Origin of the sequence: Terrimonas ginsenosidimutans, from assembly GCF_022012415.1 — a bacterium.
Lineage (GTDB): Bacteria > Bacteroidota > Bacteroidia > Chitinophagales > Chitinophagaceae > Terrimonas_A > Terrimonas_A ginsenosidimutans.
Genome location: NZ_JAKLTR010000012.1, coordinates 38,708 through 63,498, shown reverse-complemented (window position 1 = coordinate 63,498; position 24,791 = coordinate 38,708). Strand labels below are relative to the sequence as shown.

The window sequence follows — 24,791 nt, the reverse complement described above, 5'->3', positions numbered from 1 at the left end:
CATTGGTATAATAGAAATCATCGTTTGGATAATGTTTTCCGTGTTTTGCATAATAAAAACATCCCAAAGTCATATCCCGCGATATATTTGATCTGCAAAATCACCGGGTTGATGAAAAAGAACAGACTGCTTTTATATTATTTACTGGCGTGGGCCTTGCTTGTCGCGTATCTCTATACAGACAATGTGGCCAACAGGAGAGGCTCTCAGCCCTATGTTTGGTCAAACCTTTGCGCAAGTTTTATCGAGTTCAGTTTCTGTTTTTTTATCGTTTATCCATACCTGTTGCGCCGGAAAAAGATCCATCTTTTTGTCCTGGGGTTGATCGCTGCAGATGCGTTATTTGTTGGATCGAGATATCTGATCGAGGAAGTGATCTATTTGTGGACACTGGGATATGGGAACTATGATCCTGGCGTAAAGATGCTTCATTATATCGGCGACAACTGGTGGAGGGCGTTGAAACCAATCATTTTTAGTTTTATGGCCTGGGCATTGGTGGAGACATTGAAAAGAGAACGCGAAACGGAACAACTGAAGAAGGAAAGGATCCAGGCGGAGTTATTGTTTCTCAAAACGCAGATCAATCCACACTTCCTTTATAATACACTCAATTATATGTATGCAATGGCTTACCCGGTTTCGGATGCATTAGCGCAGGCCATTGTAAAGCTGTCCAACCTGATGCGCTATATGCTGCACAACAGCGTGGATGGTATGATTGACCTGCAGTTGGAAATTGATTATCTTCATAACTACATCGGGATCTACAAACTGCGTTTCCAGGAAAGTTTTTTTGTTGATTTCAGGGTGGAAGGGACGTTCGCTGGTAAACGGGTCGCTTCGCTTATGCTGATCCCTTTTGTGGAGAATGCATTCAAGCATGGGGTAGTGGATGATGCCGGAAAGCCTGTGACGATATTCATCAATGCCAATAACGGAAGCTTGTTCTTTAGCGTGACCAACTATATCAGTTTTGGAGATAAAGATAGTTCCGGCGGGATCGGCCTGGCGAATATCAGGCGTCGCCTGGAGCTTATTTATCCCAATGCACATGAACTGCATATTGATCAGGATGACCAGTTATATAAAGCAACGCTGAAGATCCTACTTGACTAGTCTATAATATTTACTTTCTACACTTCTTACTATGATTCGTTGCCTCGCAGTTGATGATGAAGCCTACGCTACCAGGATGCTTGCTGATTTTATCGCAAAGGTTCCTTATTTGGAATTAGCCGGAGTATCGAACAATGCTATTGATGCGCTGGAGAGAGTCCGGGCAGGCGGCATCGACCTGGTCTTCCTCGATATCAGGATGCCACAGCTTTCCGGATTGGATTTTTTAAAGCTTTGCGGGAACAAATGCAAAGTGATCCTGACCACTGCTTATTCGGAATATGCACTGGAAGGATATGAGTTCAATGTGATCGATTATCTCTTAAAGCCTATTGCCTTCGAACGATTTTTTAAAGCGGCAGAGAAGGCGTTGGAGATCATCGAACCGGTTAGCGGTCATGTCAGGGTTATGCAGGAAAGCAACGTAAATTATCTTTTTGTAAAGGGGGAGAGCAAGAACAAGTTTATAAAGGTAAATTATGATGAGATCCTGTATGTTGAAGGACTAAAGAACTACGTTTCTATTTTTACTGCTTCGCAAAGAATAGTAACGTACCAGTCGCTCAGGGATCTGGAAGACGTGTTGCCTAAGGCATCATTCTGCCGCATTCATAAATCGTATATAGTTTCCTTAGATAAGGTCCGGATGGTAGATGGCTACCTGTTGTATATTGGCGAAAAGGGAATTCCTATTGGGAACAGTTACCGGGAGGAGTTTCTGAAATTGATCGGGAAGGGGTGAGTTGTATATATCCCATGATTGAAATCGTTGGATATGATTTGAGCAGTGTGCGCTGTAATTTGCTGAATATATGATGCCCGGTTTTGATTTCGTACAATGAGGGGATTGCGCATAGCCCACGATTTTAATCGTGGGTAAGGGATGTTCGATAGGGTCCTGTAGAAAAGATGCATGTTGCCCGAAGTGATGACGTGCCGGTTAGGGGCTATATTGAGTGTTAAAATGTATCCTTTCCAGTGTATTAAAACTTGATTTGACGATTTTGGAGCCCAGAGTTCCTTCTCATTGTAAATGAGACCCAACTTTTATTTCCATTTTCTTGAATGGATGCAATTCCGTCTTAATTTAGTTTCTTCGGATCTGAAAGGATTTGATGCACTACCCTCCATTATATAAGAAGGTTTGCAAAGGAGTATCCAGGTTCCCAACTTTATACCGATGATCCATGTCATTTCACATATTCCTGCCCCCATTTGTACAGTTCAGCAATACTTGGTTCCAGTTTTCTGCCTTTAGGTGTCAGCGTGTATTCTACAGTCGGCGGAACAGTAGGATAAACTTTCCGGGTAACGATGCCGTTTTGGGTCAGGTTCTTCAATTCTTTGACCAACATGCGGGTATTGATGCCGGGGATCATTCGCTCCAATTCACTGAATCTTCGAGTACCCGAAAACAATGCATAGATGATTGACATCGCCCATTTTCCGCCGATAACATCTAAAATCTCCTGTAATGCGCATTTTTCTGCAACTATCTCTACATTTTTATGTCTCATAACTAATTGATTACCTGCTTAACAGTACTTTGTGTTCTTACTTCACATTCGTGTAACTACTTTCAAATGTACAGTATTGGGTCTACTTTTGCGGCTTCATCTTCAAAATGACATTAATTATGACAATTTCATTAGCAAAACACGTTGCTCTGGTAACCGGAGGTACGAAAGGTATTGGTAAAGCCATCGCTGAGAAACTTAGAAAATGCGGAGCAAAAGTAGTGATTACCGCACGTAGTGCACCCGAAGAAACTGCTGAAGGGTTCCATTTCATTGCAGCCGATCACACGGTGCCGGAAAGTGCCGGGGATATCGCCCGTGAAATCATTGATACATACGGAAGGATCGATATAATCATTAACAACGCCGGTGCCAACCAAGGGCCAGGTGGCGGCTACAATACTCTTTCCGATGAACACTGGCAACGTGATTTTGATCTGAATTTTTTATCCGCCGTTCGAATGAACAAAGCGCTGTTACCTGTTATGATTTCCCAACACTCCGGCGTTATCATTCATATTTCTACGGGTGCTGCGGATAAACCTCTTTGGGATATGACCATGACCTATTCCGCGGCAAAAGCTGCGCTGAATACTTACAGCAAAGCCTTATCTAACGAACTTGGAGGGAAAGGTATTCGTGTCAATGTTGTTTCCCCGGGCGTTGTAAAAACACCGCTCATGATCGCTTTCCTGGAAAATATAGCTGCAGCATCAGGAATATCCCTGGAAGAAGCATTTAAAATGGTCACGCAAAAAGTGGATGTTCCGCTGGGAAGAATGTCGGAACCGGAAGAAGTCGCCGGTTTGGTTGCTTTCCTGGTTTCACCGGAAGCAAACTACATTACTGGTGTGAATTATCATGTGGACGGTGGTGCCTACCCAATTATTTAGTTTTACTCATCAAGAATGTTTTCAGCCGATGCAACGCATCGGCTGATCTGTTGGGTGACTGCTTATTATTTTTGATTGCGATTTTGTATTGGTTTGGTTCGATAACACCGATAGCATCAATAACTTCTTTTATTGCAAAAGCGCAGTACAAGTTCAACTTTCCATTACGTTCTACCACGATCATCAATCTACAAGCTGTACCACCACCTCGGCTACCACTTCTCTTTTAACTTCTTTCTTATCAAAAAAACGAGCAGTGATCCTATAGGTTTCACCACTCGTCAATGGCGGAGACATGGTAATCGTTGCTGCCAGATCTAGCGGCCCGGGTGTGATGATGCCATCTTTTGCGGTTGATTCCAGTAAATCAGGCACCTGGGCGATCGTTTTGCCAAGTTTATCCTTTAACGTAAGCTCGCAACCGGGATAGGCTTTACCGTCTGTAAGGGTGAAATTTTGTATACCGGAAGCAGATACGAGGAAGGTGGTCCCCATATGAACTACATTGCTGGTAAAAGGTATGTTCCTGACATCTACGAGTTGCACATCACGAACAGAACAATGCGTATAACGGTAAGTCAGGCCCGTTGCCAGGTCTTTATTTGCGCCTCCGCCGATGGAACACGCAGTAAGTATCAGCCAACTGGTAACAGCGGCTAATGAGATACGGGTTGACATCGCTTTGCAGGGATTGATGACAAAATATTAATTCAATAGATAAGCGCCATTTTCATCTTTCCGTAATTTACCAGGGCTGAATTTGGGGAACATTTTGCTGGCTAAGTAGAACGACAAAAAAGCCATGGGAATCAATATCAATAAACTTATGATCACTAAAATAGAATTATCCCATCTGGCAATCAATTGTACAATGCCCAACAGGGTTAAAAAGCCGCAAAATTTGTACATAGGCCCCATGTAATTAATGAATCCGTAAATGAATAGAGCCGGGAGCAAAATGCCTACCAGGCTAACAATAAACCCCAGGATCTCGCCTTCGCCCACCAGTGAAAATGCGCCTATTAAACGAAATAAAAGGGTGATCGCCAGCAACCCGATCAGTACATTGTTGTACAGTTTGTATTGTCTTCTGGTTTGTACCGAGGCGGTACCGGTGATAAGCAAGGCGAGATTTTTCTTATTGTCGAAGTGCCCTGAAAGTTCATCATAGATCTGTTGATCATTTTTACCTTCTGACCTCCTGTCGTCAATTATTTTTTTTGCAGTTTTCTGGTCCATCTTTTTTTCATTTGAAGAGTGAATGAATCTTGTTGGTATTATGTAATAAGGCGCAGCTTAGCAAGAGAACAACTTGCTAAGCCTGGCGTTTCATATTAGTGATGCTGTAAATTACTTTGTGTTCAAGCCGGTATGGGTACCTATGTTGCGAGCGACTTGTCTCAAGGGCTAACGGTAGGTTTGGTTGAGTAAGGAGCAACGAGTCAGTTTAATAAGAGGCATGTTTTACGGCATTTTTTTCACAAAAGCAGGCGCTCGAGTGACCGGAACATAACCTGGAAGCCAAAGAAGTGGGTGTATGCTGGATGAGATCCGGTGAACTGCTTTGGCTCTCGCTTACTTCCATCTGCCAGGATCGTTGTGCATTGTAGCTTCCAGAAAATCGTCCGTTACAGCTGTATGAAGCAAATTGTTTTATGGATCGCCGGCGCTCTTTCAACGATGTTCACATACGACCAATCTGGTGCATTCAGGGGTGCTTTGATTCAATGCTCCTGAACCACCAAGGGGAATCTGATATTGCGGAAAAGGAGAGGGCTATACCAAGATCAACTTACGGCGTATCCTCACGCGTTCTTCCGGAATTCATTATATGACCGACTGCCAGCGGGATCATCCGCAAACCGGTCAGTGGCCCTATGCCAATAACTTCTTCCTGTACTTCACGGCTCCATGAAATCCATCCGGTTAATGTGAAGTTTTGCCATTTTCGATTCCAGTGTAGTGGGTTTGATCTTCAATAATTCGGCGGCACCATTTTTTCCCCTGATACGACCTTTGGTTTGTTTGAGTGCTGCCTTGATATAGGCCCGTTCTGTTTCGCGTTGGGATTCGCGGATGCTCTCCATGGTGTGTACCGTAACATCCACGGGAGTTCTTATAATATCTGCCGACAGCTTTTTGGTCAGATCCAGTGGAGAATGACCATCGTTCAGCACAACAACCTGTTCAATTATATTTTCCAGTTCACGGATATTGCCGGGCCATTGATATCCATACAATTCGTCGGACATGGAAGTGGTAATGCCATGGAATGGTTTGTTGAACAACCTGCAGAATTTATGTGCAAAGTAGTCAGCCAGTGCCGGGATATCCGATCTTCGTTCCCGCAATGGGGGCAGCGTGATAGGGAACACGTTCAGCCGGTAATAAAGGTCCAGCCTGAAATTTCCTTCGCCAACTTCTTTTTCAAGATTCCGGTGTGTGGCGGTGATGATCCGCACATCCACTTTCACAGGAACATTGCCACCAACATATTCAAATTCCCTTTCCTGCAATACGCGCAATAGTTTTACCTGCATTGCCACCGGTAACTCGCCGATCTCATCCAGGAAGATGGTTCCTCCATTTGCCAATTCGAACTTGCCTTTTCTTTTTTCGATAGCACCGGTGAATGCGCCCTTTTCATGACCAAATAACTCCGACTCGATCAGGGTGGGCGGAATGGCGGCACAATTTACTTTGATGAACGGACCTTGAGACCGGGAGGATAGGGCGTGAATAAGCGCTGCCACTCTTTCCTTTCCTGTGCCGCTTTCACCCAACAATAAGGCCGACGTGGTATATGGCGCCACCTGTGCCGCGAGGTCCAGCGCTGTCAGCAACAGGTGATGGCTGCCGATGATATTGGCAAAAGCGCTGTTTGATGCGGTCTCACGTGGCGTCTTGTGAGCAGGGGAAGCATTGTGCGGTGATTTTCCTGAGGGAGCGTAATAGCGTGTTTGTTCTGTCAATTGTTCCAGTGAAGGCTTTAGTCTGTTCAGTAGTTCAATATGATCTTTGGTATATGCATGTGGTTGACGACTGTACAAGCTATAATGGATAGACAGACCATAACCCAGTGTGACAGGAAACACCAACACCGTGTTCTGACGGAAGTGATGGGCCATCATCCCTTGCAATGAAGGATTTATTTTTCGCTTGATCTCGGCTTCCAGATCACAGATGGCAGGAAGGACGGGAGCACAGTTGTCTTTGGCAATAATTGCCAGTTGTTTTTTGCTATGACCGGTGATCGTTTCCAACTCCGTTTTGCCGATGAACTGATATTCGTCAAAGCCGATCCGGACAAAGGCGATATCACTGAACTCACCTGCCTCGGGAGGGCGCATGCCTGAAGTGATCAGGTCAAATGGAATGAATGATTGCAGGGCCCGCGCGACCTGCAGCAACTTGTCCGCGACATTCGTGGCATCTTTCCCGATATCTGTCAGCCGTTTTTGCAATGATTCTTCGCGCCGCAGTTTTGCCTCCAGGCCGTGGGTATGCCTGTACCACGCGATATCGAGTGCGATGAGCAGGTCCTGTTCCCGGAAGGGTTTTACGAGGAAGCCGTAGGGCTCCGTGGCTTTTGCCTGTTCCAGGACCTCCTGGTTTGAATTGGCGGACAGATAAAGAAAAGCGATATTCTCTGCGCGTAGTTTTCGTGCCAGATCGATGCCGGATCGATTTCCTTCCAGCACTATATCAACGATCACCATATCGGGCTTCTGACGTTCCAGCAGTTCTTCAGCTTCTTCTGCTGAAACAGCAATGCCTGTTACTTTATGTCCCGCCTGCAATAATAGCAGCCGCAGGTCATTGGCGACAATAAATTCATCTTCGACGATCAGCACTTTCTTGCCCATACATTAATGCTTAATGAATTGTTGCGGGAGTTTCCTCTATCTGTTTTTTCAGCAAAGCAAAACGGATCACGATATGCAAACCGCTACCGCTTTCAACATTCAGGTGACCTTTCAATTGTTTTGCAAGCCCACGAACGAGTTCCATGCCAAGAGAGTTCTGTTCGGTAATGTCAAAATCCAGCGGTAAGCCAATACCGTTATCAGCGATTGTAAGGGTTATATGATCCGCTTCATCTTTTTGCAGACTGATCCTGACCATGCCCCTGACATTATCAGGAAAAGCATATTTGATGCTGTTTACCACGCATTCATTGATGATCAATCCAATCGGGATGGCTTGCGATACATCAAGATTCAGCGGTGCAATATCCTGTTCGATCGTGATCCTGTTGCCGGAACCGAGGCTTGTTTGCACATGCATGATCAATTCGTTCACATAGCCGGCCATTGCAATGGTAGCGATATTGTTTGACTGGTAAAGCTTCTGGTGGATCAGCGACATGGCGAATACACGACGCTTGCTGTCCTGTATCGCTGCGTGAGCTGCCTCGTTGTTGATATAGATCGCCTGTGAACTCAGCAGGCTGGTTACGATCTGAAGATTGTTTTTCACGCGGTGGTGGATCTCTTTCAGCAGCCATTCCCTGTCTTCCAGCAATTCCTCCAGTTGTTCATTCTTTTGTGAGATCAGATTACTGTTGCGTTTACGCAACTTGTTCTGACGGTATAATAATACAGCAATGACGATCATACCCGCAATACCGGCAAGGGTGAGGTTTCTGAGAAGGTTTGCCTGCTTTAAATTGGCGTCTTTGAGGGTTGAGGACTGGTTAAGCATGATGATCTCTTTCTCTTTTTCCTGCGTATTATACAATACCTGTAATTCCTCGGCCTGCCTGATCTTTGTGATGCGGAAATTCGAGTCGAGCAATTGCACATATTTTTCATAATGTAATAAAGCTGCTGTCTTATCGCCTAATGCTGAATCGACCCTGATGAGCATCCTGTAGTTAGCGAGTTGGGTGGAAAGAAGCCGGTTTGCATTGGAGGGGTTGGAGAAATATTTCTCCAGGTATTCCCTTGCTTTGAGGTATTCTCGGCGCCTGAGATGGATGTAACCGAATTGTTCATTTACAGTTTCCCTGCGAAATGGCCCGCGGATCAATTCGGCGCGGGCCTCCAGTGAGTCCATTTTTTTTGCAAAGAAATAGGCCGTATCCAGCATCCCAAGATAAATATGGCAGTTGGAAAGGATCTGGTAGTAGTGGAATTGTTCGACAAGTGTTTGCGGCGGCCCGACCTTACCGGCTACATCTCTTGCAAGTTGAAATGCTTCCTTTGCCTGGCCTGCATTCCCCATCCGGTCAACAATCGTTCCCAGTATTGTGTACACGGCCAGGTTCCGGTCGGCTATAAAGCGATTCGCAGCCTGTTCCATCATTTCAAAACTCTCGTTATATCGTCCCTCGATATCATACAGATCGGCCCGCCGGGAATAAAAGAAACCCCATCCGAGACTATCCCTTGTTTCCCTGGCTGCTTTCATTGACTGAAGAGAATACCTGAAGGGTTCACCAAATTTACCCTGCATCAGCGTGACAAGCGATAAGGCGTCTGATATATACTGTGTATACGGAAAGTGTATATCTTCCGCCAGTGTTAATCCTTTCAATAGTGCTTGTTTAGCACCATCCAGTTGCAGGGATACGACAAGCATGTAACCGAGACCGGTCAATGTATTGATCGCTGCTTCTTTATTATTTAAACTATCATAAAGGTCTGTCGCTTTCTGCAGATCACTGATCTTTTGAGCGAACGTTACGTGCGTTGGTCCTGTATAAATACCGCGACAGGTGAATGCTCTTGCTGTCATTTCCCGGTCGCCGCTTTTACGGCAGTCTTCGATCAGCTGATTGAAAATGATATCGCCTTTGGCATCATTCACCTGGACGTACATCTTTCCCAGCAAACACTGTGCGATCCTTCGAAGCCGGTTATCTCCCGCCGCATTACTTTCCTTTATCGCCCTGTTCAGAAAGTATTCAACACTGTCACGGTATCGTCGGTAATTCCCGGGTTCAAATGCATAATATGCGCCGAGCAAGACCAGTAACTTCAACCGTTGTTGGCCCGTTGCTGCTGATAGTAAGTGAACACCGGTACCCGGTTGGTGGGTATCGATCCACCAGGACTGTGCTTTTAATTCAGGGTCGTTCAGCCCTTCCGCAAGAAGCGGATAACGGCTCAGGCCAATGGAGCGGCTGGCCAGGTACAGGGAGGTGTCGTGGTCTCTCTGCCCTTCACTCGCCACTACCAAAAAGGTAGAGCTCTGCTGCAGGTTCAGACGCTGCCAGGATTCACTGTCTTTGGAGGGAGGATAATAAGTGTAAGACTGATTTCGCGGCTGTATGGATTGTGAACTTGCACAAAATGTAATCAATCCGCAAAATAAAAAGCACAGCATGTTTATCCGGAGCATTTTTAGATGTTTGGCGATCATACAGAAATGTCGGACAGGATGCATAGGAAGAAATTGAGTCGATTTTTGATTATCAAACGCTGATTTAAAAGATCATCTTAACAAAGCAGCTGTAATGAAGTTGAACGGAATGGATCAGTCGGCTGATCCTTTGGCCTGATAAATTTAAGAGAGATTCCAGAAAGAAATGCCTGGTCCAAAAAACTCCGAAACATTGGAGTTCGTCGCTAAAATCTCCGATATTATGGACCGGGTGTTATTGAATACGTAAAGTTTCAATCAGTGTTTATTTCTTAGACGCCTGCATTTCAGTTGATTGGAAGATGCGATTCCATTGGCACCGGTAACAGGTTCTGCTGGCATGCATATAGCCATATTGTAGGAAACCAACTGTTATGACACATCAATCTCCCTGGGGTACACCCTCGCCGATCGATCCGAAGAAAGGTTTCAGGATCCATTTAATTGTTTTTGTTCTCGCTACTCCGGTCAGCTGGCTGGTTTGGTACTTCACTGACAGAACCTATCCATGGCCGCTTTGGTCAACGCTTGCATGGGGTATAGGAGTACTCTTCCATTACCTCGGTGTATATGTTTTCAGAAAACGCAGTAACCATTAAACTATATCTTATGAGTCAGCAACAGAAAACATTCAGGCGTATTGTGACAGGACATGATGATAAGGGCAATGCAGTCATCGTATCTGATGCGCCGCCGGTGCACACGCAATTGGTCGGCGGCCCGGGAGGCCCCACTTTTTTTGAGATCTGGCATACGAACGAAACGCCTGCACTGATCATGGCGCAACCGGGCGATCGCGATGAAGAAGGGTTGATGCTTCCCCCGCCCGGGAACGGAACACGTTTAAGGATGATCGAGTTTCCTCCGGAAGGAGAGGAGATCAGAAAACTTACGGTGGCCGATGCTGTTGCAAAATTCAGATCAATGGGAGAGGCAGAGGCTTCAACATCCAGCAGTTCAGCTCCTCATCCGTTGATGCATAAGACCAAGACGGTCGATTATGGGATCGTTCTGGAAGGAGAGATCACATTAGTATTGGATAAGGATGAAACTACCTTAAGTGCAGGGGATATCGTGATTCAGAACGGTACCAATCATGCATGGGCCAACCGCTCCGGGAAGATCTGCCGGATGGTTTTTATACTGATTGATGGTGCAGCTGAATAAACCGGCATGGCGTATTAGTAACGCAGCGAACACAACGGTACACGCGGCGGACGCGGCGAAGCAGCCGTGGAAGATATTATATTTCGTTGCGCTCGCCGCGTATCGTTGCGTTCGCTGCGTTACTCCTAGGCCGTTCAGATCTAAAGTTGATCGCTAACGTAAGACATGCACGGCGGCAGCTAAAAAAATCCTTAACGTTCAATTTCAAAATATGCGTATCACTCCTATACCACCGGAGCAACTACCGGAGGCAACCCGCTATGTCCATGACGAGATCGCCAACCTTACCCGCCGGAGTCAGAGCCCGGTGAAGATGCAGGATGAGACCGGCGCATTACTCGGGCCGTTTCCTGCGATGTTACACTATCCCGCATTTGGCGTACCTGCATTGAGTTTGATGCGCGCACTGGACGCTCATGCAATACTCGATAAGCGTGTAAGGGAAGTGGCGATCCTGACTGTTGCCGCCGCTTACGGCGCACGCTTCGAGTTATATGCCCATCAGATCATGGGGGCTGCATTTGGTATACCGAACGACACGATCGCGTCACTTGCCGCAGGCATACAACCACATGATCTGAATGACCAGGAAAATATTGCTTATATCGTTACACAGGTGCTGACGAAAGGGAATGTTCTTCCGGACACAACGTATGCCCGGGCTGTTAAGCTTCTTGGTAAAGATGGTGTAGCCGAACTTTTCTTCCTGATCGGAGGCTACGGACTTCTTGCAGTGATCTTAAACGGATTTGATATGCCTGCGCCGGGTAATAACGTTTGACGGTATCGCTATTATCTGACGTAGTTACCGCTACCAATATTATCGTTCAGCGAAATGAACTAATCAATTCATGTTTAAACAAAAAAATCAAAAAATGAGAACGACGATCCTATCGCTGCTCGCAGCAGCAGTCCTTTCCACTGCAGGCGGATGTAACAATGAAGAAGACGAACCTCCGACTGTTCAACAAACTTATGTACTGGTACATGGCGCATGGCAGGCACCTTATGTATGGGATTCTGTGAAGGCTCATCTTTCTGCTGATGGGAATAAGGTCATAGTAGTGGAGCTTCCCGGGCATGGTTCTGATACAACGCCTCCGCATCTGTTGAGTCTCGATGTGTACAGGGACGAGGTGATCGATGCAATCTCCAGTGCCGACAGCAGTGTGATCCTTGTCGGACATAGCATGGGCGGCATGGTGATCACCAGCGTGGTGGAGAAGATCCCTGCGAAGATCAGTAAACTGGTATATATCGGAGCATTCCTCCCCGCATCGGGAGAAGCGCTTACCGACCTGGCTTCATCGGATGCCGATTCCAGGTTAGGGCCGTTGCTGGTCCCGTCGGCAGACCGGCTGATGCTTGATGTAAAGCGCGACAGCCTGAGCTGGCTGTTCATCAACGATGGAACTGATGTGGAAAAGCAACGCGTGATTGATCATTACAGGGCCGAACCTGCTATTCCTTTCACCAATAAGGTTAAGGTGACAAAAGAAAACTTCGGTTCCGTAGAGAAAGTGTATATCAAGACAATGCAGGATGTCGTGATCTCTCCGGCACTGCAGGATCGTATGATCGCTGCTGCGGGGATCCAGACAGTTGAAAGCGTTAACACATCCCATTCCCCTTTTTTATCAAAGCCACATGAAGTGTCATCATTGTTGCTGAAGATCAAAAAATAATGGTGTGATCTGCGTCACACTTTTTTTGTGATCTCTGACCTTGTACGGCGGCAGCTGACAGCGGTAGATTTGTATCAGCAACAACAGGAAATTGCATCACACGTATGATTGAAGTAAAAAATAAATGCATAGCGATGAAACGTTCAATAATTTTTTCCGGACGGAATGTTAAAACGATACTCACCATAGTGACTGTTATATTTCTTTCCGTGATTCAGGTACGGGCGACTGCTCAGCAGGTGGCACGCCTTACCCGGTATGAAGTGAAAACTGAAACGCTCGGTGACTTTCGCAAAGCGATCAGTCTTTATGTAGAGCAGTCATTAAAAAATCCGGCAAACATTTTATCTGAAGGGTATCATGAAGAATCGGATACTGCGGTGCTGTGGCTGATCGAAAGATGGAGCAGCCGGGAAGCGTTTGAGAAAGCGGGAAAAGATCGTTCGTTCAAGGCCATTGAGTCTTTATCGGCCAGTTCGTTGAAGCAACCGGCGAGAGCGATCTATGTAAAAGACCTTGAACCTTTATCCAGGCAACAATGGCGCAAGGTTGCGCGGAAAGAAGATAAGCCGATCACCATTATGTTGTTTGTGGATGCCAAACCCGGGACAGCGAATCTTTTTAAAGAGGTATATCATAAAGCAATGCCGCCTTTCCGAAGCGAACCTGGTGTGGTCAACTACCAGCTTTCGCAACTGGAAGAAGACAGTACGCAATTTGTGACTTACGAAAAATTCAGGGGTGAAGAGGCTTTTCAGTATCACCTGAACTTTCCGCCGATACAGCCGGTGATCGATTACCTGAATACAAGTATCAAGAAGCAACCTTTCCAATCAGGTCTTCACCGCTTGATTGAATTTTCTCCGCTTACACGTCAGTAGTAAAATTTTATATCAAGAACAATTAAACATCAAACAATGAAAAAGTTTTCTTCATTCGCTATAGCAGCTCTTTTTTTTGCGGCTGCTGTAAGTAAAGTAAATGCGCAGGATACATCCCATGAGCTGGAAGTAATGAATCAACTGGCCACTTCTACAGCGGTCGTGAATATGCCTGTCTCGAAATTATTGAACGCTCCGGGTAATGAAGCCCTGAAATCTTTCTTCTTTACGCCGGTTAAAACAAAAACATTACAGGGTAAGAAGATCGCAGTGATCGCAGCAGATGGTTTTGAAGAGATTGAACTAACAGGACCGGTGTGGTATTTTAAACAACTGGGTGCCACGGTGGATATCATAGCGCCGAAATTCAATCCGGCTCCTGAGAGATATGGTTTGAGCCATCCTGAAATGTCAAAGACGCATATCATGGCCATTCAATATTTGCAACCGGTTGGTTGGATCAAATTTGATCGCACAGCCGATCAGATCAGCGTAAAAGATTATGATGCGGTATTTATACCAGGTGGTGCTTGGAACCCGGATAATCTTCGTTATGATAAAGATGTGATCAGGTTTATCCAGGAATTCAATAAGTCGGGGAAGCTGATCGCTGCGATCTGTCATGCTCCGGTAGTGCTTGCATCGGCAGATATTTTGAAAGGAAAGAAATTGACCGGTTACTGGAATATCCAGGTTGATCTGAAAAATGCCGGCGGGACTGTACTGGAACAGCCAGTTGTAACAGATGGTAACCTGATCACCAGCAGGCATCCAATTGATGTGGCGGATTTTTCAAGAGCGGTGGAAAGCTGGCTGGTAAAAAAATAAAGGAATGGATCAGGAAGAGTTGTTTGCATGGCATTGAAATGAACAACTCTTCTCCCGGTCCGGGATAAAAAACAAGAGTGATGGAATACAAAAAATTAGGAGCCACTGATCTTCATTTATCAGTGATCACCTACGGAAGCTTTGCGATCGGTGGCACAATGTGGGGAGGCACTGAAAAGTCCGAAGCACAGGATGCTATCAGAGCTTCGCTGGATAATGGAATAACAACCATTGATACAGCCCCGTTTTATGGCCTGGGATTAAGTGAAGAAATGATCGGAGAAACGATCAAAGGCCGGGACAGGTCAAAGATCCAGCTGCTGACTAAATTTGGAATGGTATGGGATGGAAGTAATAATGGCCGTGGTGATTTTATGTGGAACCAGGAGAATGAAGGAAAGTTCTATCCGTTATATAAGTATGCATCGGCTGCTAATGTGATCAAAGAGGCGGAAGAAAGCCTGAAGCGTCTTCAAACGGATTATCTTGACCTTTTGCAGCTTCACTGGCCTGACACGACAACGCCTATCGAAGAGACAATGGAGGCGTTGCAGCGCCTGATCGATCAGGGCAAAATTCTGGCAGCGGGAGTCAGCAATTTTGACGCCGCGCAAATGCTGAAGGCAAATCAATATGTCAAACTTGCAGCTAACCAGGTTCCGTACAGTATGTTAAATAGAAGGATCGAAGACTCGGTGGTGCCTGCGGCTATTGACAATAATATCGGCATCATTGCTTACAGCCCGCTTGAGCGAGGCTTATTGACCGGTAAATTTTTTCATGGCGATGTGCTTGCCGCTACCGATCACCGGAATAATTATTTTGGACAATTTGATCTGAACAAAGTAAGGATACTGCTGGATAAAATTGAACCCATCGCGAGAGATAAAGGAGCAACATTAGGCCAGCTTGTTCTTAAATGGACAACTGTTCAGCCCGGTATTTCAGTGGTGCTTGCCGGTGCCCGCACCAGGGAGCAGGCAATCAGCAATGCCCGGGCAGCGGATCTGACTCTCACCGGGGAAGAGTTGGATTTGATCAACGCCGCGATAGAAAATGTTTATCGTGATGAATAAATTACGAACAATTATTGTATGACAGTCGGGTTGAAGGTTTCATTACAGGCAATTCCTTTAGAATGTTAAAAGTAAACAGCGCCGGAAAGATCTTTATGTATTAACTGAAAGGCTGGCATCATTTTTAGGTAAGTAATTAACTTTTTTATCAATTGAATACATTAAAATGAACAAAGTAAAGATCCTTGGTTTAGCTGTTTTTGCATCAGTAATGACAAGTTGTGAGTCTTCGTCCAATCCCGAATCTGCCGTTAATGAAGATACTATCAAAGCAGAGCAAACGCTCCAGCAGGATACTACTTCGGCGCAGTCAAAATCAGACACGTTGAAAGTAACAGGAGTGATCTCGAAGATTGAAAATGGCAAAGACGGATACATGGCCACGCTGAAAGATTCAACGGGAAAAGAATTTGTGGCGACCATCAGCATTATCAACCTGCAAAAAAGCGGCGGGCAGTTCAAACGATACAAAGAAGGCGAAAAGATCACTGTTGCCGGACCGTCCTGGAAAGATGACGCTAACCTGGAGCATATCACTGTGACGAATATAGAATAGGTAATTGTAGTATTCCCGCTGCAGACGAATAATGAAAGCCTCTGATACGAAATCAGAGGCTTTTAATTTATGCCGTCGCGATCCATCCTTTTGCACTTCGCACAATTCCCATCATGTTCACCGGGATCTTCTTTTCAGAAGACAAATGAGTTTCCAGGATCATGGTGATCTCTTTTTCTTCTCCGTCATTTGCCCATAGCGCCCATTGTGGATGAATGACCATTCCCCTTCCGATCGCAACCATGTCAAGCCCTGCCTGGAGCGCCTGGTCAGCTTCGGAAGGAGTGGTCAATTGTCCGGCTGCGATCACGGGAATGCGATCATCGATGTAAGATGTCAGCACCTGTGCGATAGTTTTATTTGTTTCGCTTTCAAGTGGTTTCTGTGCCAGCACATTAAATAAGGAAAAATGAAGGTAGTCCACCTGCTGTTGGATCAGGCGGTCGATCAGTGCAAAAGTATCCTGCAACCGCAAGCCGTTCTTTGCCGATTCTTCCGGTGAGATCCGGAAGCCCAATACAAATGGACGGTCCGCATATTCAGCGATCACGCGCCTTACTTCGCGAACTACTTCAGTGGAGAAGCGCAGCCTATTCTCTATTGAGCCGCCCCATTGATCGCTACGCTGGTTGATCATGGGCGAGAGGAAGTTTTGATTAAGGAAGCCGTGTGCTCCGTGTATCTCCACACCATCGAAGCCTGCTTTGATCGCCCTTAATGTTGCAGCGCCGAATGCTTTGATGATATCCAGGATCTCCGCTTCTTCCAATGCGCGCGGTGTGATCAGGTCTGGAGCACTAAAGGGTGTGATCTCTGACCGGACGGCACTGGAACTAACCACGTCTCCTCCGGGGATAAGGCCCGGAATTGCCTTATGTCCCGCATGAAAGATCTGCAAGATAGCTGGTGCCCCGCCGCTTTTTGCAACGGTTGCCAGCTTTGCGAGACCTGGTACAAACCTGTCATCAAATGCCGCGAATTCATGCGTGAAGCCAATGCCTTCAGGCCTGACATGAGTGCAACCCGTAATAACCATTCCCACTCCGTTCACCCGTTCCTTATACCATGCTATTTCTTCGTCGGAGACGGTAAAGTCCTCGTTGCCCGCCCAGGTCGTCATGGGGGCCATGACGATCCGGTTTTTCAACTCGATACCTTGTTTTAATTTCAAGGGGTTGAGCAGTTTGCTGTAGTGTTTCATTTTATACTTTTTTGTTTGTGTTTTTTTCTCTGTAGAAGATATAACCGCCATGATGCAGTATGTCGGCAGCTGTGAATCTGCCATCAGCTTCGAACCCGGTATCATCCCAGTAATAGATAGAGTCACCAGTGATCTCATATCGTCCCTGGTAAGCGTGTGGCTTGTTTCCACGGGCCTCATCATACCGTCCATTTGGTAATAGCTCCTGCCGGATATAACCGTCGACGGTGACCCACATTCCAACATAATTTTGATTTGCCATGATCATTTGTTTTTGATAGAACAAAGCTATTGCGGATCACAGCCATCGTTGATGCGAATGCCAAACCGAAAATTGCAAAAAACAAACACGAAAGAGATTTGGAGAAATGGAGAAGTGGATGAAACAGGAAAAGGGACAGATCTGTCCCTTCATCTAAAAAAACAGTGCAGAGGATCAGTTAATGGAGACTTCTGAAATGCCTTGGTGTATGGGATTCATTCTTCTTGAAGAAATTGATAAAATGCGGCAATTCTTCGAAGCCAAGGCACCAACTGATCTCAGAGATATTCCAGTCGGTATGTTGCAATAAGATGCGGGCTTCCTGCATTATCCTCGCAGCGATCAGTTCTGAAGTAGTTTTGCCGGTCACTTTTTTTAAGCACCGGTTCAGGTGATTGATATGCACCGACAAATGTTCCGCATATTCCGCGGGAAAGCGGAGCCGTATGCGCTGCTGTGGCGATTCGATCGGAAACTGGCGCTCGAGTAATTCAGTAAAAAGAGAGGCAATGCGCAGCGGCCCGTTAGATTCCGCAGGCCTGCTTTCTGCGGGCTGCATCTTCAATGCTTTATAAACAAGATCCAGGGTAAGGTTACGGAGGATATCATACTTATAAGCGAAGTCCGTATCGATCTCGGCCAGCATGCGTTCAAAGGTTTGGGTAATATCCGCCACCTGGTTAGAGGTCAGCTCAAACAGACAGTTGTTTCCCGGTTTGAAGACCGGATAGTCTTTGACATGCTGCCGCTCCTGGAAGAATGCCTCGGTAAATATGCAGTAGAAGCCTGTTTGCCGGTCTTCCCCGATATGTTCCCAGGAATAGGGGATATACGGATTGGAGAACAAAAGCGCGCTCTCGGGAAATTCGAGTGTCTTGTCTGCATAGAATAACCGGGTGCCTCCGTTGAGCAGGCTGATCTTATAAAATCCTTTGCGGTTATAAGGTTGACAATTTACACGATCGGCAGGCGTGCTGGAAATAGGAAATACATTGAATTGCCCCATTTCTCTTTGCAGATAGTCAGGCATCCAAACGTGTTGTTTATGATCTTGCAATGCTGTACTCATGGCTGAATGGAGAGATTTAGGATAATATACAGGCAAATGTCAAACATATAAAGCTGGAAAAACTGCGCAGATCAAACATTTTTCTACGAAAATGAAACATGAGCGGGAGCTTCTTACAGATAGGGACTGATCCCGATGGGTTTAAGCAAATGACCCGGCGTAGCCCGGAGAACAGGCATGACCCTAGCAATGGTGGGGAATGGCGAACTGAAAAGAGGATGCAATACTAATTGTATATTCGGCTTAAACTAATTAGCCGTGAAGAAGTTTACTGCTGAATTACACATCATTGGGATAAATCCTTTTGTCTTTATCCCTCCGGCTGTACTGGCATCGATCTTCAAGGCCGCCGGAAAGGAGAAGGGACCCATTCCTGTATCCGGAACTATCAATAATGTTCCCTATAAGCAAACGCTCGTAAGATACAGAGGTGAGTGGCGGTTATACATCAACACCACCATGCTGAAGAATTCACCGGAGCACATCGGCGAAAAGATCAAAGTTTCAATCGCAGTTGACAAGGCAGACAGGAGCATTCAGCCTCATCCCAGCCTGGCAAAGGCGTTAAAGGATGATCCCGGGGCAAGGAGAGTTTTTGATGGCTTGCGACCTTCATTGCAGCACGAGATCATCCGCTACATCGATCATTTAAAGACACCCGAAAGTGTGGAAAGGAACGTTGCGCGGGCGATAGCGTTTTTGCTGGGGAAAGAGCGGTTTATTGGTCGTGATAGGCCTCAAGGAAATTAACCCCTTCTACACCCTGGTGCACATGAGTAAGCTTGTCCGTTAACTTAAGGGTAGCATGGCGTAGGAGTATCGCAAAGGGCGCAGAGAACCGCAGAGAGCGCTAAGAAATTCTGAGCCACAGACTGATCTCTTTGCGCCCGTTGCGGCTCTTTGCGCCCTTTGCGATACTCCTACTCCAAAAAACAAACGTCCCGCTGTAATGCAGGACGTTCAATTTAATAAACTAATTCTCTTACTTCTTTAACAACGAATCTCCCAGGAGTTGCTCTGGTTTATAATAGTGAAATGTCCGTTCATCGCTCATTGCTACAAATATTCCTTTTGGGAAATCGGGGCCTAACGGTACAGATACAGATTCACTGCCGTCACTTTCATGCGCGGCAACTTTTACCGTACGAAGCAAGGTGTGCTGATGCGGAGCACCTGCTGTACCCTCACGTGCAAATATTTTGAACTGATCTGCCTGTTGGTCTGATACAATGATAAACCCGGTTGAATCTGAAGTGCTATAGATAGAAATGCCTTCATGATCTCCCGCAAAACCTGTATCTGCAAATAAAGCGAGTTCTTGATTTCCTTTTGCCGGATCTGCATAATACTTTCGTACGCCAACCTGTTCGTCCGAATAATAGATATAACCGAGCTTGTCATCCACGGCGATGGCTTCGATCTCTTTCTTGCCACTGTATTTACCAAACTTGCGCGCAAGCTCAGCTTTTACATTTCCTTTGCCATCATCTTTCAGCAGGTATTGCCATAAATAAGTATTGTCCGTCGGACCGGTTTTACGGCCTGCAATGGCATAGATATTTCCTGCGGGATCCTTGTATAGGGAGATGCCCATCAGGTCCCGGAATTCCGGTTGTTTTTCTCCTTCGAATACGGGGATGCCGCCATTGTCAACCGGCTTCATGTCCGGCAAACTGTAGATACGAAGCTTGTGGGTGAAACGTTCGGTAGTAACGGCGATGTCAACAGGTTTACCGTTCAGGATCAAACCGTATTCAATGTCGACATTGTTCGGGCGACCGAGTCCGCGCACGGATCTTACCGTATCCATCTTTCCTTTCAGGTCGAATACATACAATCCGCCACTGGAGTCTTTATCAGTGCCGATGATCAGGCTTTCGGCGGGGTTTGCGTGATTGATCCATACAGCAGGGTCGTCCGTGTCATTGGGTACAGTATCAGTGATGACCACGGGTTGAAGAACGGCCGGTTGCTCCGGTGTTGTTTCAGTTGGTTTGTTCTCCGTATCCTGACAGGCGACAAGCACTGAAGCCAGGAACGCAAGTGTTGTAATTTTATATGCGGGCAGATTCATTGTATATTATTTTTTTAGCAGTAAAGTAATTTTATCTGTTTCTTCATCATCATACTCACCTTTCAGCACCAGTTCAATTCCGGCAGACGTGATCTTGAATTCGCCCTTGTAGACAAATTCTTTGATACTGCCATCTGGTTGCTCTACTTCGCCGACAAATTCGATCTCACCTTCATCTGTCAGCGTGGAAAGATCTTCGAGGTCAGCTTCCAGTTCGATCACTTTGTTGACCATCTCGGGACCATCGCATTCGTCAATCTCCTCCATTTCTTTTAATTCAACCACAACCTTCACCTCATTGTATTCTATGCTGATCTCGATCTTGTCTACATCATCTGCGTCAAGTCCCGCGATATCTTCATTCACTTTTCCGAACAATGCTTTGAAGCGGGCAAACTCAGTGGCATCTTCATGATCGAGTTCCCAATCGCCATGTACGCCTTCGTCATCCAATACTTCATATTTGAATTCGAGCGCATTGTTGAACGTTACTTTTTCTGCGCCTGAAGTTTGCACAGCTGTTACGATCATGGTAATGCTGCGTTCGTCTTTGTTCAGGACATTATCATTAAAGAAGTCTTCATCTGTTTCAAAAACCACTTCGACCTCTTCCACATCTTTGGGAAAACTGACTGAGCCTTTTCCAGTCGCCGCGTCAAATATTACATCGAGGTCGATTCCCTGGTCTTCAGAGGTTGTGCAATCATCGATCTCGTAGAAAGCTTTTACGCCTTTGATGTAACTGGCCAGGTTGTTAAATCCTTCTTTTTCTTTCACTTCAAAAAGAACGGTGACATCTTCTTTTAATGGAGTGATCTTGCCGCCGGGATTTTCGCCGGATGCATCAGAGCGATCATTCAGCACCAGTTTAAAACTGAATTCGTCGGCATCTTCCAGGTCCCCGTCACCTTCATCATCAAAGCGGATCACCTGGGGAAAGTTATCACCCGTATTGGGCATAACCAGGTCGTCATTTTTTTTATCGCAGCTCCATGCTGAAAGGAGCAGCAGGCCGCATAGCAACAATTGAATTGATTTCATAAAAGTTCGTTTAAATTATTTTTTTGCGTGCAGATCGAATTTCAGACCGAAGCGCATCCACCATGAATAGAATTCACGCTGACTGATCACGTTTTTGCTACCCATGTAGCTTTCAAACGGTTGATTGGTGAGGTTAAGGCCTTCGGCAAACAAGCGGAAGCGTGGGTTGATCACATAGCTTGCGCTGAGATCCAGTTGCATCCTGCTTTTTACATAAAGATCTTCTGCCGGCTCTCCCCCGATCTCGCTAAGGTATTCTCCGTTAAAGTTTGCTGCCAGACGTACAAGCAGCTTCTTTGATTCAAAAGCCAGAGCGATATTGCCAACGTGTGTAGCCTGACCCGGTAAACGCAGGCTTTTTATCTCGTTCGGCTTGGATGGATCAGCTGTTCGGCTTTGCAGGTTTGCTTTTGAGTGTGTGTAAGTGTAGTTGGTATAAAGACTGAATTTGTTCAGGAAGCCCGGGAGGAAATCCAGTTTACGCTGGAAGGCCAGTTCTACACCCGTGAGATTGGCATCATTGCCGTTCTGCGCCTGTATCACGTCAATGGCAGGAATGATCGGCGTACCTGTTAGCGGGTAAGGCGAATTGAACAATACTCTGCGGTAAATAAAATCATCCAGTTTTTTATGGAAGATACCTGCTGATACGATACCGACATTACCAAAATAATGTTCCAGCATCAGGTCAAGGTTGAGTGATTTGGTTGGCTTCAGGTTGGCATTCCCGATCGTTGCTACTTCGTCTTCCCGGTTGATCTCCTGTGCGGGAATGATCTCGCTGAAGTTTGGGCGGGCATAAGAATAGGCGGCAGATGCACGCAGGTTGGTCATCTTGCCTAATTCGAAACGTGCCTGTACCTGCGGCAGCAGGAAGTCGTAGTTGGATGATCCGCTTACTGGAATGATCTCCTGCAGATCACCGGCAGGATCGATCACCACATCTTTTGAATTGTATTTTACATTGGTCCTTTCATAACGAAGTCCGCCAACGAGTAATACTTTTTTAAGTTGATGTCTTGCCATCAGGAATGCGGCATATACATTTTCTTCAGCCTGGAATGACTCGAGCGCCTCGTCAATGGATTTTGATTCTACATCCAGTTCAAACAAACCGGGATTCTGGTTAAAGAAGCGGTTGAAAGACGCAACGTTCACGGGGCGGCCCATGTTGAAACGGCCTCCGAGGATCGTACCATTGTCTTTGATGGGATCTTCATCAAACCCGTTTGCTTCAGGTACGCCGCCATCGCTGCCATAAGCTTCGCTGTTGATGGTATAGCTTTTCTTTTTGAATCTCGTCTTGCCGCCGAATTTGATCGTACCGCTGCTGCGGCCGGTTTTATAAGGAATACCGATCTCGAATTTAGCCGTGATGTTCCGGTCTTTTGCTAATGTGTGACCATAAGCCACTTCATCAAATTCGTAATTGCTGTTATCATTAAAGCCTGCTGCATTCAGCACAGGATATTTACCACCTGTTACATCAAAGCTGGATGGCATTCCTGCGATAAAACCTACTTCGTGATCATAAGGCGTGTTCTGACGACCTTGAGAATACTGGCCTTCATAGTTCAAATAGAACTTGCGGAAGTTGTGTTTGCCTCCAAGGTTGAAAGATGCGATGGATTGAGCTTCAAAACGATCTTTCATCAGTTTCTCGATCTCATCATCTTCCGGTATGAATACATATCGTCTTCTCCATTCACGGTCAGTGAACCGGCTGTAAATAGAACGGAAATAGATCTCATGGCGATCGTTGAACTTATAGTCGATCGTTGAGCTTAATCCCGTTCTGGTTCTTACCAGTTCATAGTCGCGCAATTCGAGTTCATTATCAGACGGTGCGTATTCCCAGTTGTCGCTGGCGAGATGATTATGATAATAGTTCCCATTGATCATGACCCCAAGTTTTTCTCTGGCGCCAAAGCGCTGGTCAAACTGGAGCTGGCCTTGCACGTTGGGTTTCCCTGTAAGGTTATTATAGCCGCCGGCGAGAGAACCGTTGATATGCGTGAACTTGTTTTGTGCGGTCCGCGTGATGAGGTTTACGGATCCGCCTACTGCATCGCCGTCCATATCCGGTGTAAGGGTTTTGCTTACTTCGATAGAAGCGAGCTGATCGCTTGGGATGGCATCCAGTGCAACAAAGCGGACATCTGCTTCAGGAGAAGGGATCTGTTCGCCGTTGATATTGATGTTGGTGAACTGCGGTGCCAGACCACGGATCAGTACATAGCGTCCCTCTCCCTGGTCGCGTTCGATGTTCACCCCCGGAACACGTTGCAGCGCTTCTGCTGCATTGGGATCGGGGAAACGGCCGATCTGGTCAGAGGAGATGATATTGCGGATATTGTCAGCATTTTTTTGCTGGGTCAGTGCTTTGGCTTGTCCCTGCAAAAAGCCGGTGATCAGTACATTTCCTAACTGAGCCACGCCACTTGAAAGGGAAACAGAAAGCGTGGTCACCTGGTTTTGTTGGAGGGTTACCTGGAGGGTTGTATCCCGATAACCGAGAAAGCTTATAACAACAGAGGCGTTTCCCGGCGGACAGTACAAAGTGAATTGCCCGTTGAGATCGGCGACCGTGCCGTTGGTGGTACCGGAAATTCTGACAGATGCTCCGGCGAGTTTGCTCCGGTTAGCTGCATCGGAAATGGTGCCTTTGAGCAAAGCCGTTTCGGCAGCCGATTGACTGAACCCGATCAGCGCCGGCACGATGGTGGAAAGAAGAAGTATCAGTTTTTTCATAAAAAACATTTTCGTCAGCAAATGTTAAGATGAAAACGGAGGGATGCTGATCCGGGGCGTGAACAATAAGGCAACAGGGTGGTTTGGACCGTATACAGGGCAGCAACAAGCATGTATCAATCAAGGTTTATTGTTTGGTAATCATCGGATTGGGAAACGGAGAAACGTACATTAAGGAATTATTACGCCAATGTTGCCGGAATATTTCCTCCGTTTTAGATGTGGAGTATCGCAAGAGAGCCAGGAGATCTTTGCGAACCTGGCGGTCTACTTGCGTCCTCTGCCTTGCTCTGACACGCGATCAT

General features: G+C 46.2%; 23 protein-coding genes. 12 read left to right on the top strand and 11 right to left on the bottom strand.

Going from position 1 to position 24,791, the window contains the following annotated elements; genetic code table 11:
- The first annotated feature begins 111 nt into the window (after positions 1–111).
- Entirely contained in the window at positions 112–1,119 is a 1,008-nt protein-coding gene (locus LZZ85_RS18010) for a sensor histidine kinase (protein ID WP_237874736.1), read from the top strand.
- A gap of 31 nt (positions 1,120–1,150) precedes the next feature.
- Positions 1,151–1,861, top strand: a complete 711-nt coding sequence (locus tag LZZ85_RS18005) for a LytR/AlgR family response regulator transcription factor (RefSeq protein ID WP_237874735.1) — start codon at positions 1,151–1,153, stop codon at positions 1,859–1,861.
- 448 nt (positions 1,862–2,309) lie between these two features.
- On the opposite strand, the gene LZZ85_RS18000 is transcribed toward LZZ85_RS18005, so the two are convergent.
- Positions 2,310–2,636, bottom strand: coding sequence for a winged helix-turn-helix transcriptional regulator (locus LZZ85_RS18000; protein WP_237874734.1), 327 nt, complete (start codon positions 2,634–2,636; stop codon positions 2,310–2,312).
- 119 nt (positions 2,637–2,755) lie between these two features.
- On the opposite strand from LZZ85_RS18000, the gene LZZ85_RS17995 reads away from it, so the two are divergent.
- Positions 2,756–3,529: an SDR family oxidoreductase gene (locus LZZ85_RS17995; protein ID WP_237874733.1), complete on the top strand. Its 774-nt coding sequence runs from the start codon at positions 2,756–2,758 to the stop codon at positions 3,527–3,529.
- Between the two features lie 183 nt (positions 3,530–3,712).
- Here the strand turns inward: LZZ85_RS17995 and LZZ85_RS17990 are convergent, their stop codons facing one another.
- From LZZ85_RS17990 to LZZ85_RS17975, 4 genes are all read right to left on the bottom strand, one after another.
- Positions 3,713–4,207 (bottom strand): hypothetical protein, encoded by a 495-nt coding sequence (locus LZZ85_RS17990; protein ID WP_237874732.1) that lies wholly within the window; start codon positions 4,205–4,207, stop codon positions 3,713–3,715.
- Positions 4,208–4,234: 27 nt separating this feature from the next.
- Entirely contained in the window at positions 4,235–4,768 is a 534-nt protein-coding gene (locus LZZ85_RS17985) for a hypothetical protein (protein ID WP_237874731.1), read from the bottom strand.
- A 662-nt stretch (positions 4,769–5,430) separates the two neighbouring features.
- A complete protein-coding gene (locus LZZ85_RS17980; RefSeq protein ID WP_237874730.1) occupies positions 5,431–7,395 on the bottom strand; it encodes a sigma 54-interacting response regulator in 1,965 nt (654 codons plus the stop codon).
- Between the two features lie 10 nt (positions 7,396–7,405).
- The gene (locus LZZ85_RS17975; RefSeq protein ID WP_237874729.1) at positions 7,406–9,874 is read right to left on the bottom strand and encodes a sensor histidine kinase; all 2,469 of its coding nucleotides are present in this window, start codon (positions 9,872–9,874) and stop codon (positions 7,406–7,408) included.
- 395 nt (positions 9,875–10,269) lie between these two features.
- On the opposite strand from LZZ85_RS17975, the gene LZZ85_RS17970 reads away from it, so the two are divergent.
- The 8 genes from LZZ85_RS17970 to LZZ85_RS17935 all read left to right on the top strand — a co-directional run bounded on the left by LZZ85_RS17970 (position 10,270) and on the right by LZZ85_RS17935 (position 16,088).
- Positions 10,270–10,494 carry a 2TM domain-containing protein gene (locus LZZ85_RS17970; protein WP_237874728.1) on the top strand — a complete coding sequence of 75 codons (225 nt, stop codon included), beginning with the start codon at positions 10,270–10,272 and terminating at the stop codon, positions 10,492–10,494.
- A gap of 10 nt (positions 10,495–10,504) precedes the next feature.
- Entirely contained in the window at positions 10,505–11,062 is a 558-nt protein-coding gene (locus LZZ85_RS17965) for a cupin domain-containing protein (RefSeq protein ID WP_237874727.1), read from the top strand.
- 211 nt (positions 11,063–11,273) lie between these two features.
- The gene (locus LZZ85_RS17960) at positions 11,274–11,843 is read left to right on the top strand and encodes a carboxymuconolactone decarboxylase family protein (RefSeq protein WP_237874726.1); all 570 of its coding nucleotides are present in this window, start codon (positions 11,274–11,276) and stop codon (positions 11,841–11,843) included.
- Positions 11,844–11,937: 94 nt separating this feature from the next.
- Complete coding sequence (locus LZZ85_RS17955) at positions 11,938–12,747, top strand: alpha/beta fold hydrolase (protein ID WP_237874725.1); 810 nt, start codon at positions 11,938–11,940, stop codon at positions 12,745–12,747.
- 134 nt (positions 12,748–12,881) lie between these two features.
- On the top strand, positions 12,882–13,628 hold the full coding sequence (locus LZZ85_RS17950; RefSeq protein ID WP_237874724.1) for a putative quinol monooxygenase: 747 nt from the start codon (positions 12,882–12,884) through the stop codon (positions 13,626–13,628).
- 36 nt (positions 13,629–13,664) lie between these two features.
- Positions 13,665–14,456 (top strand): DJ-1/PfpI/YhbO family deglycase/protease, encoded by a 792-nt coding sequence (locus tag LZZ85_RS17945; protein ID WP_237874723.1) that lies wholly within the window; start codon positions 13,665–13,667, stop codon positions 14,454–14,456.
- Positions 14,457–14,536: 80 nt separating this feature from the next.
- On the top strand, positions 14,537–15,532 hold the full coding sequence (locus LZZ85_RS17940; protein WP_237874722.1) for an aldo/keto reductase: 996 nt from the start codon (positions 14,537–14,539) through the stop codon (positions 15,530–15,532).
- A gap of 166 nt (positions 15,533–15,698) precedes the next feature.
- The gene (locus LZZ85_RS17935; protein ID WP_237874721.1) at positions 15,699–16,088 is read left to right on the top strand and encodes a hypothetical protein; all 390 of its coding nucleotides are present in this window, start codon (positions 15,699–15,701) and stop codon (positions 16,086–16,088) included.
- A gap of 67 nt (positions 16,089–16,155) precedes the next feature.
- On the opposite strand, the gene LZZ85_RS17930 is transcribed toward LZZ85_RS17935, so the two are convergent.
- From LZZ85_RS17930 to LZZ85_RS17920, 3 genes are all read right to left on the bottom strand, one after another.
- Positions 16,156–17,289: an NADH-dependent flavin oxidoreductase gene (locus LZZ85_RS17930; RefSeq protein ID WP_237874720.1), complete on the bottom strand. Its 1,134-nt coding sequence runs from the start codon at positions 17,287–17,289 to the stop codon at positions 16,156–16,158.
- A gap of 1 nt (position 17,290) precedes the next feature.
- Positions 17,291–17,551 (bottom strand): Atu4866 domain-containing protein, encoded by a 261-nt coding sequence (locus tag LZZ85_RS17925; protein WP_237874719.1) that lies wholly within the window; start codon positions 17,549–17,551, stop codon positions 17,291–17,293.
- Positions 17,552–17,729: 178 nt separating this feature from the next.
- Positions 17,730–18,620: a helix-turn-helix domain-containing protein gene (locus LZZ85_RS17920; RefSeq protein ID WP_237874718.1), complete on the bottom strand. Its 891-nt coding sequence runs from the start codon at positions 18,618–18,620 to the stop codon at positions 17,730–17,732.
- Positions 18,621–18,878: 258 nt separating this feature from the next.
- Between LZZ85_RS17920 and LZZ85_RS28680 the strand changes: the two genes are divergently transcribed.
- Complete coding sequence (locus tag LZZ85_RS28680) at positions 18,879–19,370, top strand: YdeI/OmpD-associated family protein (protein WP_237874717.1); 492 nt, start codon at positions 18,879–18,881, stop codon at positions 19,368–19,370.
- Positions 19,371–19,602: 232 nt separating this feature from the next.
- Here LZZ85_RS28680 and LZZ85_RS17910 read toward each other — a convergent pair whose 3' ends face one another.
- From LZZ85_RS17910 to LZZ85_RS17900, 3 genes are read right to left on the bottom strand one after another with little or no spacing between them, the layout of a single operon-like run.
- On the bottom strand, positions 19,603–20,694 hold the full coding sequence (locus tag LZZ85_RS17910) for a phytase (protein ID WP_237874716.1): 1,092 nt from the start codon (positions 20,692–20,694) through the stop codon (positions 19,603–19,605).
- 6 nt (positions 20,695–20,700) lie between these two features.
- Positions 20,701–21,735, bottom strand: a complete 1,035-nt coding sequence (locus LZZ85_RS17905) for a hypothetical protein (RefSeq protein ID WP_237874715.1) — start codon at positions 21,733–21,735, stop codon at positions 20,701–20,703.
- A 15-nt stretch (positions 21,736–21,750) separates the two neighbouring features.
- Positions 21,751–24,486, bottom strand: a complete 2,736-nt coding sequence (locus LZZ85_RS17900) for a TonB-dependent receptor (RefSeq protein WP_237874714.1) — start codon at positions 24,484–24,486, stop codon at positions 21,751–21,753.
- Positions 24,487–24,791 lie beyond the last annotated feature (305 nt).

Coding starts and splice junctions, on each gene's coding strand:
- LZZ85_RS18000 (WP_237874734.1), bottom strand. CDS start 2,636: ATGAGACATAAAAATGTAGAGATAGTTGCAGAAAAATGCGCATTACAG.
- LZZ85_RS17910 (WP_237874716.1), bottom strand. CDS start 20,694: ATGAATCTGCCCGCATATAAAATTACAACACTTGCGTTCCTGGCTTCA.
- LZZ85_RS17900 (WP_237874714.1), bottom strand. CDS start 24,486: ATGAAAAAACTGATACTTCTTCTTTCCACCATCGTGCCGGCGCTGATC.
- LZZ85_RS17975 (WP_237874729.1), bottom strand. CDS start 9,874: ATGCTCCGGATAAACATGCTGTGCTTTTTATTTTGCGGATTGATTACA.
- LZZ85_RS17935 (WP_237874721.1), top strand. CDS start 15,699: ATGAACAAAGTAAAGATCCTTGGTTTAGCTGTTTTTGCATCAGTAATG.
- LZZ85_RS17925 (WP_237874719.1), bottom strand. CDS start 17,551: ATGGCAAATCAAAATTATGTTGGAATGTGGGTCACCGTCGACGGTTAT.
- LZZ85_RS17955 (WP_237874725.1), top strand. CDS start 11,938: ATGAGAACGACGATCCTATCGCTGCTCGCAGCAGCAGTCCTTTCCACT.
- LZZ85_RS17950 (WP_237874724.1), top strand. CDS start 12,882: ATGAAACGTTCAATAATTTTTTCCGGACGGAATGTTAAAACGATACTC.
- LZZ85_RS17940 (WP_237874722.1), top strand. CDS start 14,537: ATGGAATACAAAAAATTAGGAGCCACTGATCTTCATTTATCAGTGATC.
- LZZ85_RS17905 (WP_237874715.1), bottom strand. CDS start 21,735: ATGAAATCAATTCAATTGTTGCTATGCGGCCTGCTGCTCCTTTCAGCA.
- LZZ85_RS17970 (WP_237874728.1), top strand. CDS start 10,270: ATGACACATCAATCTCCCTGGGGTACACCCTCGCCGATCGATCCGAAG.
- LZZ85_RS17980 (WP_237874730.1), bottom strand. CDS start 7,395: ATGGGCAAGAAAGTGCTGATCGTCGAAGATGAATTTATTGTCGCCAAT.
- LZZ85_RS17930 (WP_237874720.1), bottom strand. CDS start 17,289: ATGAAACACTACAGCAAACTGCTCAACCCCTTGAAATTAAAACAAGGT.
- LZZ85_RS17960 (WP_237874726.1), top strand. CDS start 11,274: ATGCGTATCACTCCTATACCACCGGAGCAACTACCGGAGGCAACCCGC.
- LZZ85_RS18010 (WP_237874736.1), top strand. CDS start 112: ATGAAAAAGAACAGACTGCTTTTATATTATTTACTGGCGTGGGCCTTG.
- LZZ85_RS17995 (WP_237874733.1), top strand. CDS start 2,756: ATGACAATTTCATTAGCAAAACACGTTGCTCTGGTAACCGGAGGTACG.
- LZZ85_RS17985 (WP_237874731.1), bottom strand. CDS start 4,768: ATGGACCAGAAAACTGCAAAAAAAATAATTGACGACAGGAGGTCAGAA.
- LZZ85_RS17945 (WP_237874723.1), top strand. CDS start 13,665: ATGAAAAAGTTTTCTTCATTCGCTATAGCAGCTCTTTTTTTTGCGGCT.
- LZZ85_RS17990 (WP_237874732.1), bottom strand. CDS start 4,207: ATGTCAACCCGTATCTCATTAGCCGCTGTTACCAGTTGGCTGATACTT.
- LZZ85_RS17920 (WP_237874718.1), bottom strand. CDS start 18,620: ATGAGTACAGCATTGCAAGATCATAAACAACACGTTTGGATGCCTGAC.
- LZZ85_RS17965 (WP_237874727.1), top strand. CDS start 10,505: ATGAGTCAGCAACAGAAAACATTCAGGCGTATTGTGACAGGACATGAT.
- LZZ85_RS18005 (WP_237874735.1), top strand. CDS start 1,151: ATGATTCGTTGCCTCGCAGTTGATGATGAAGCCTACGCTACCAGGATG.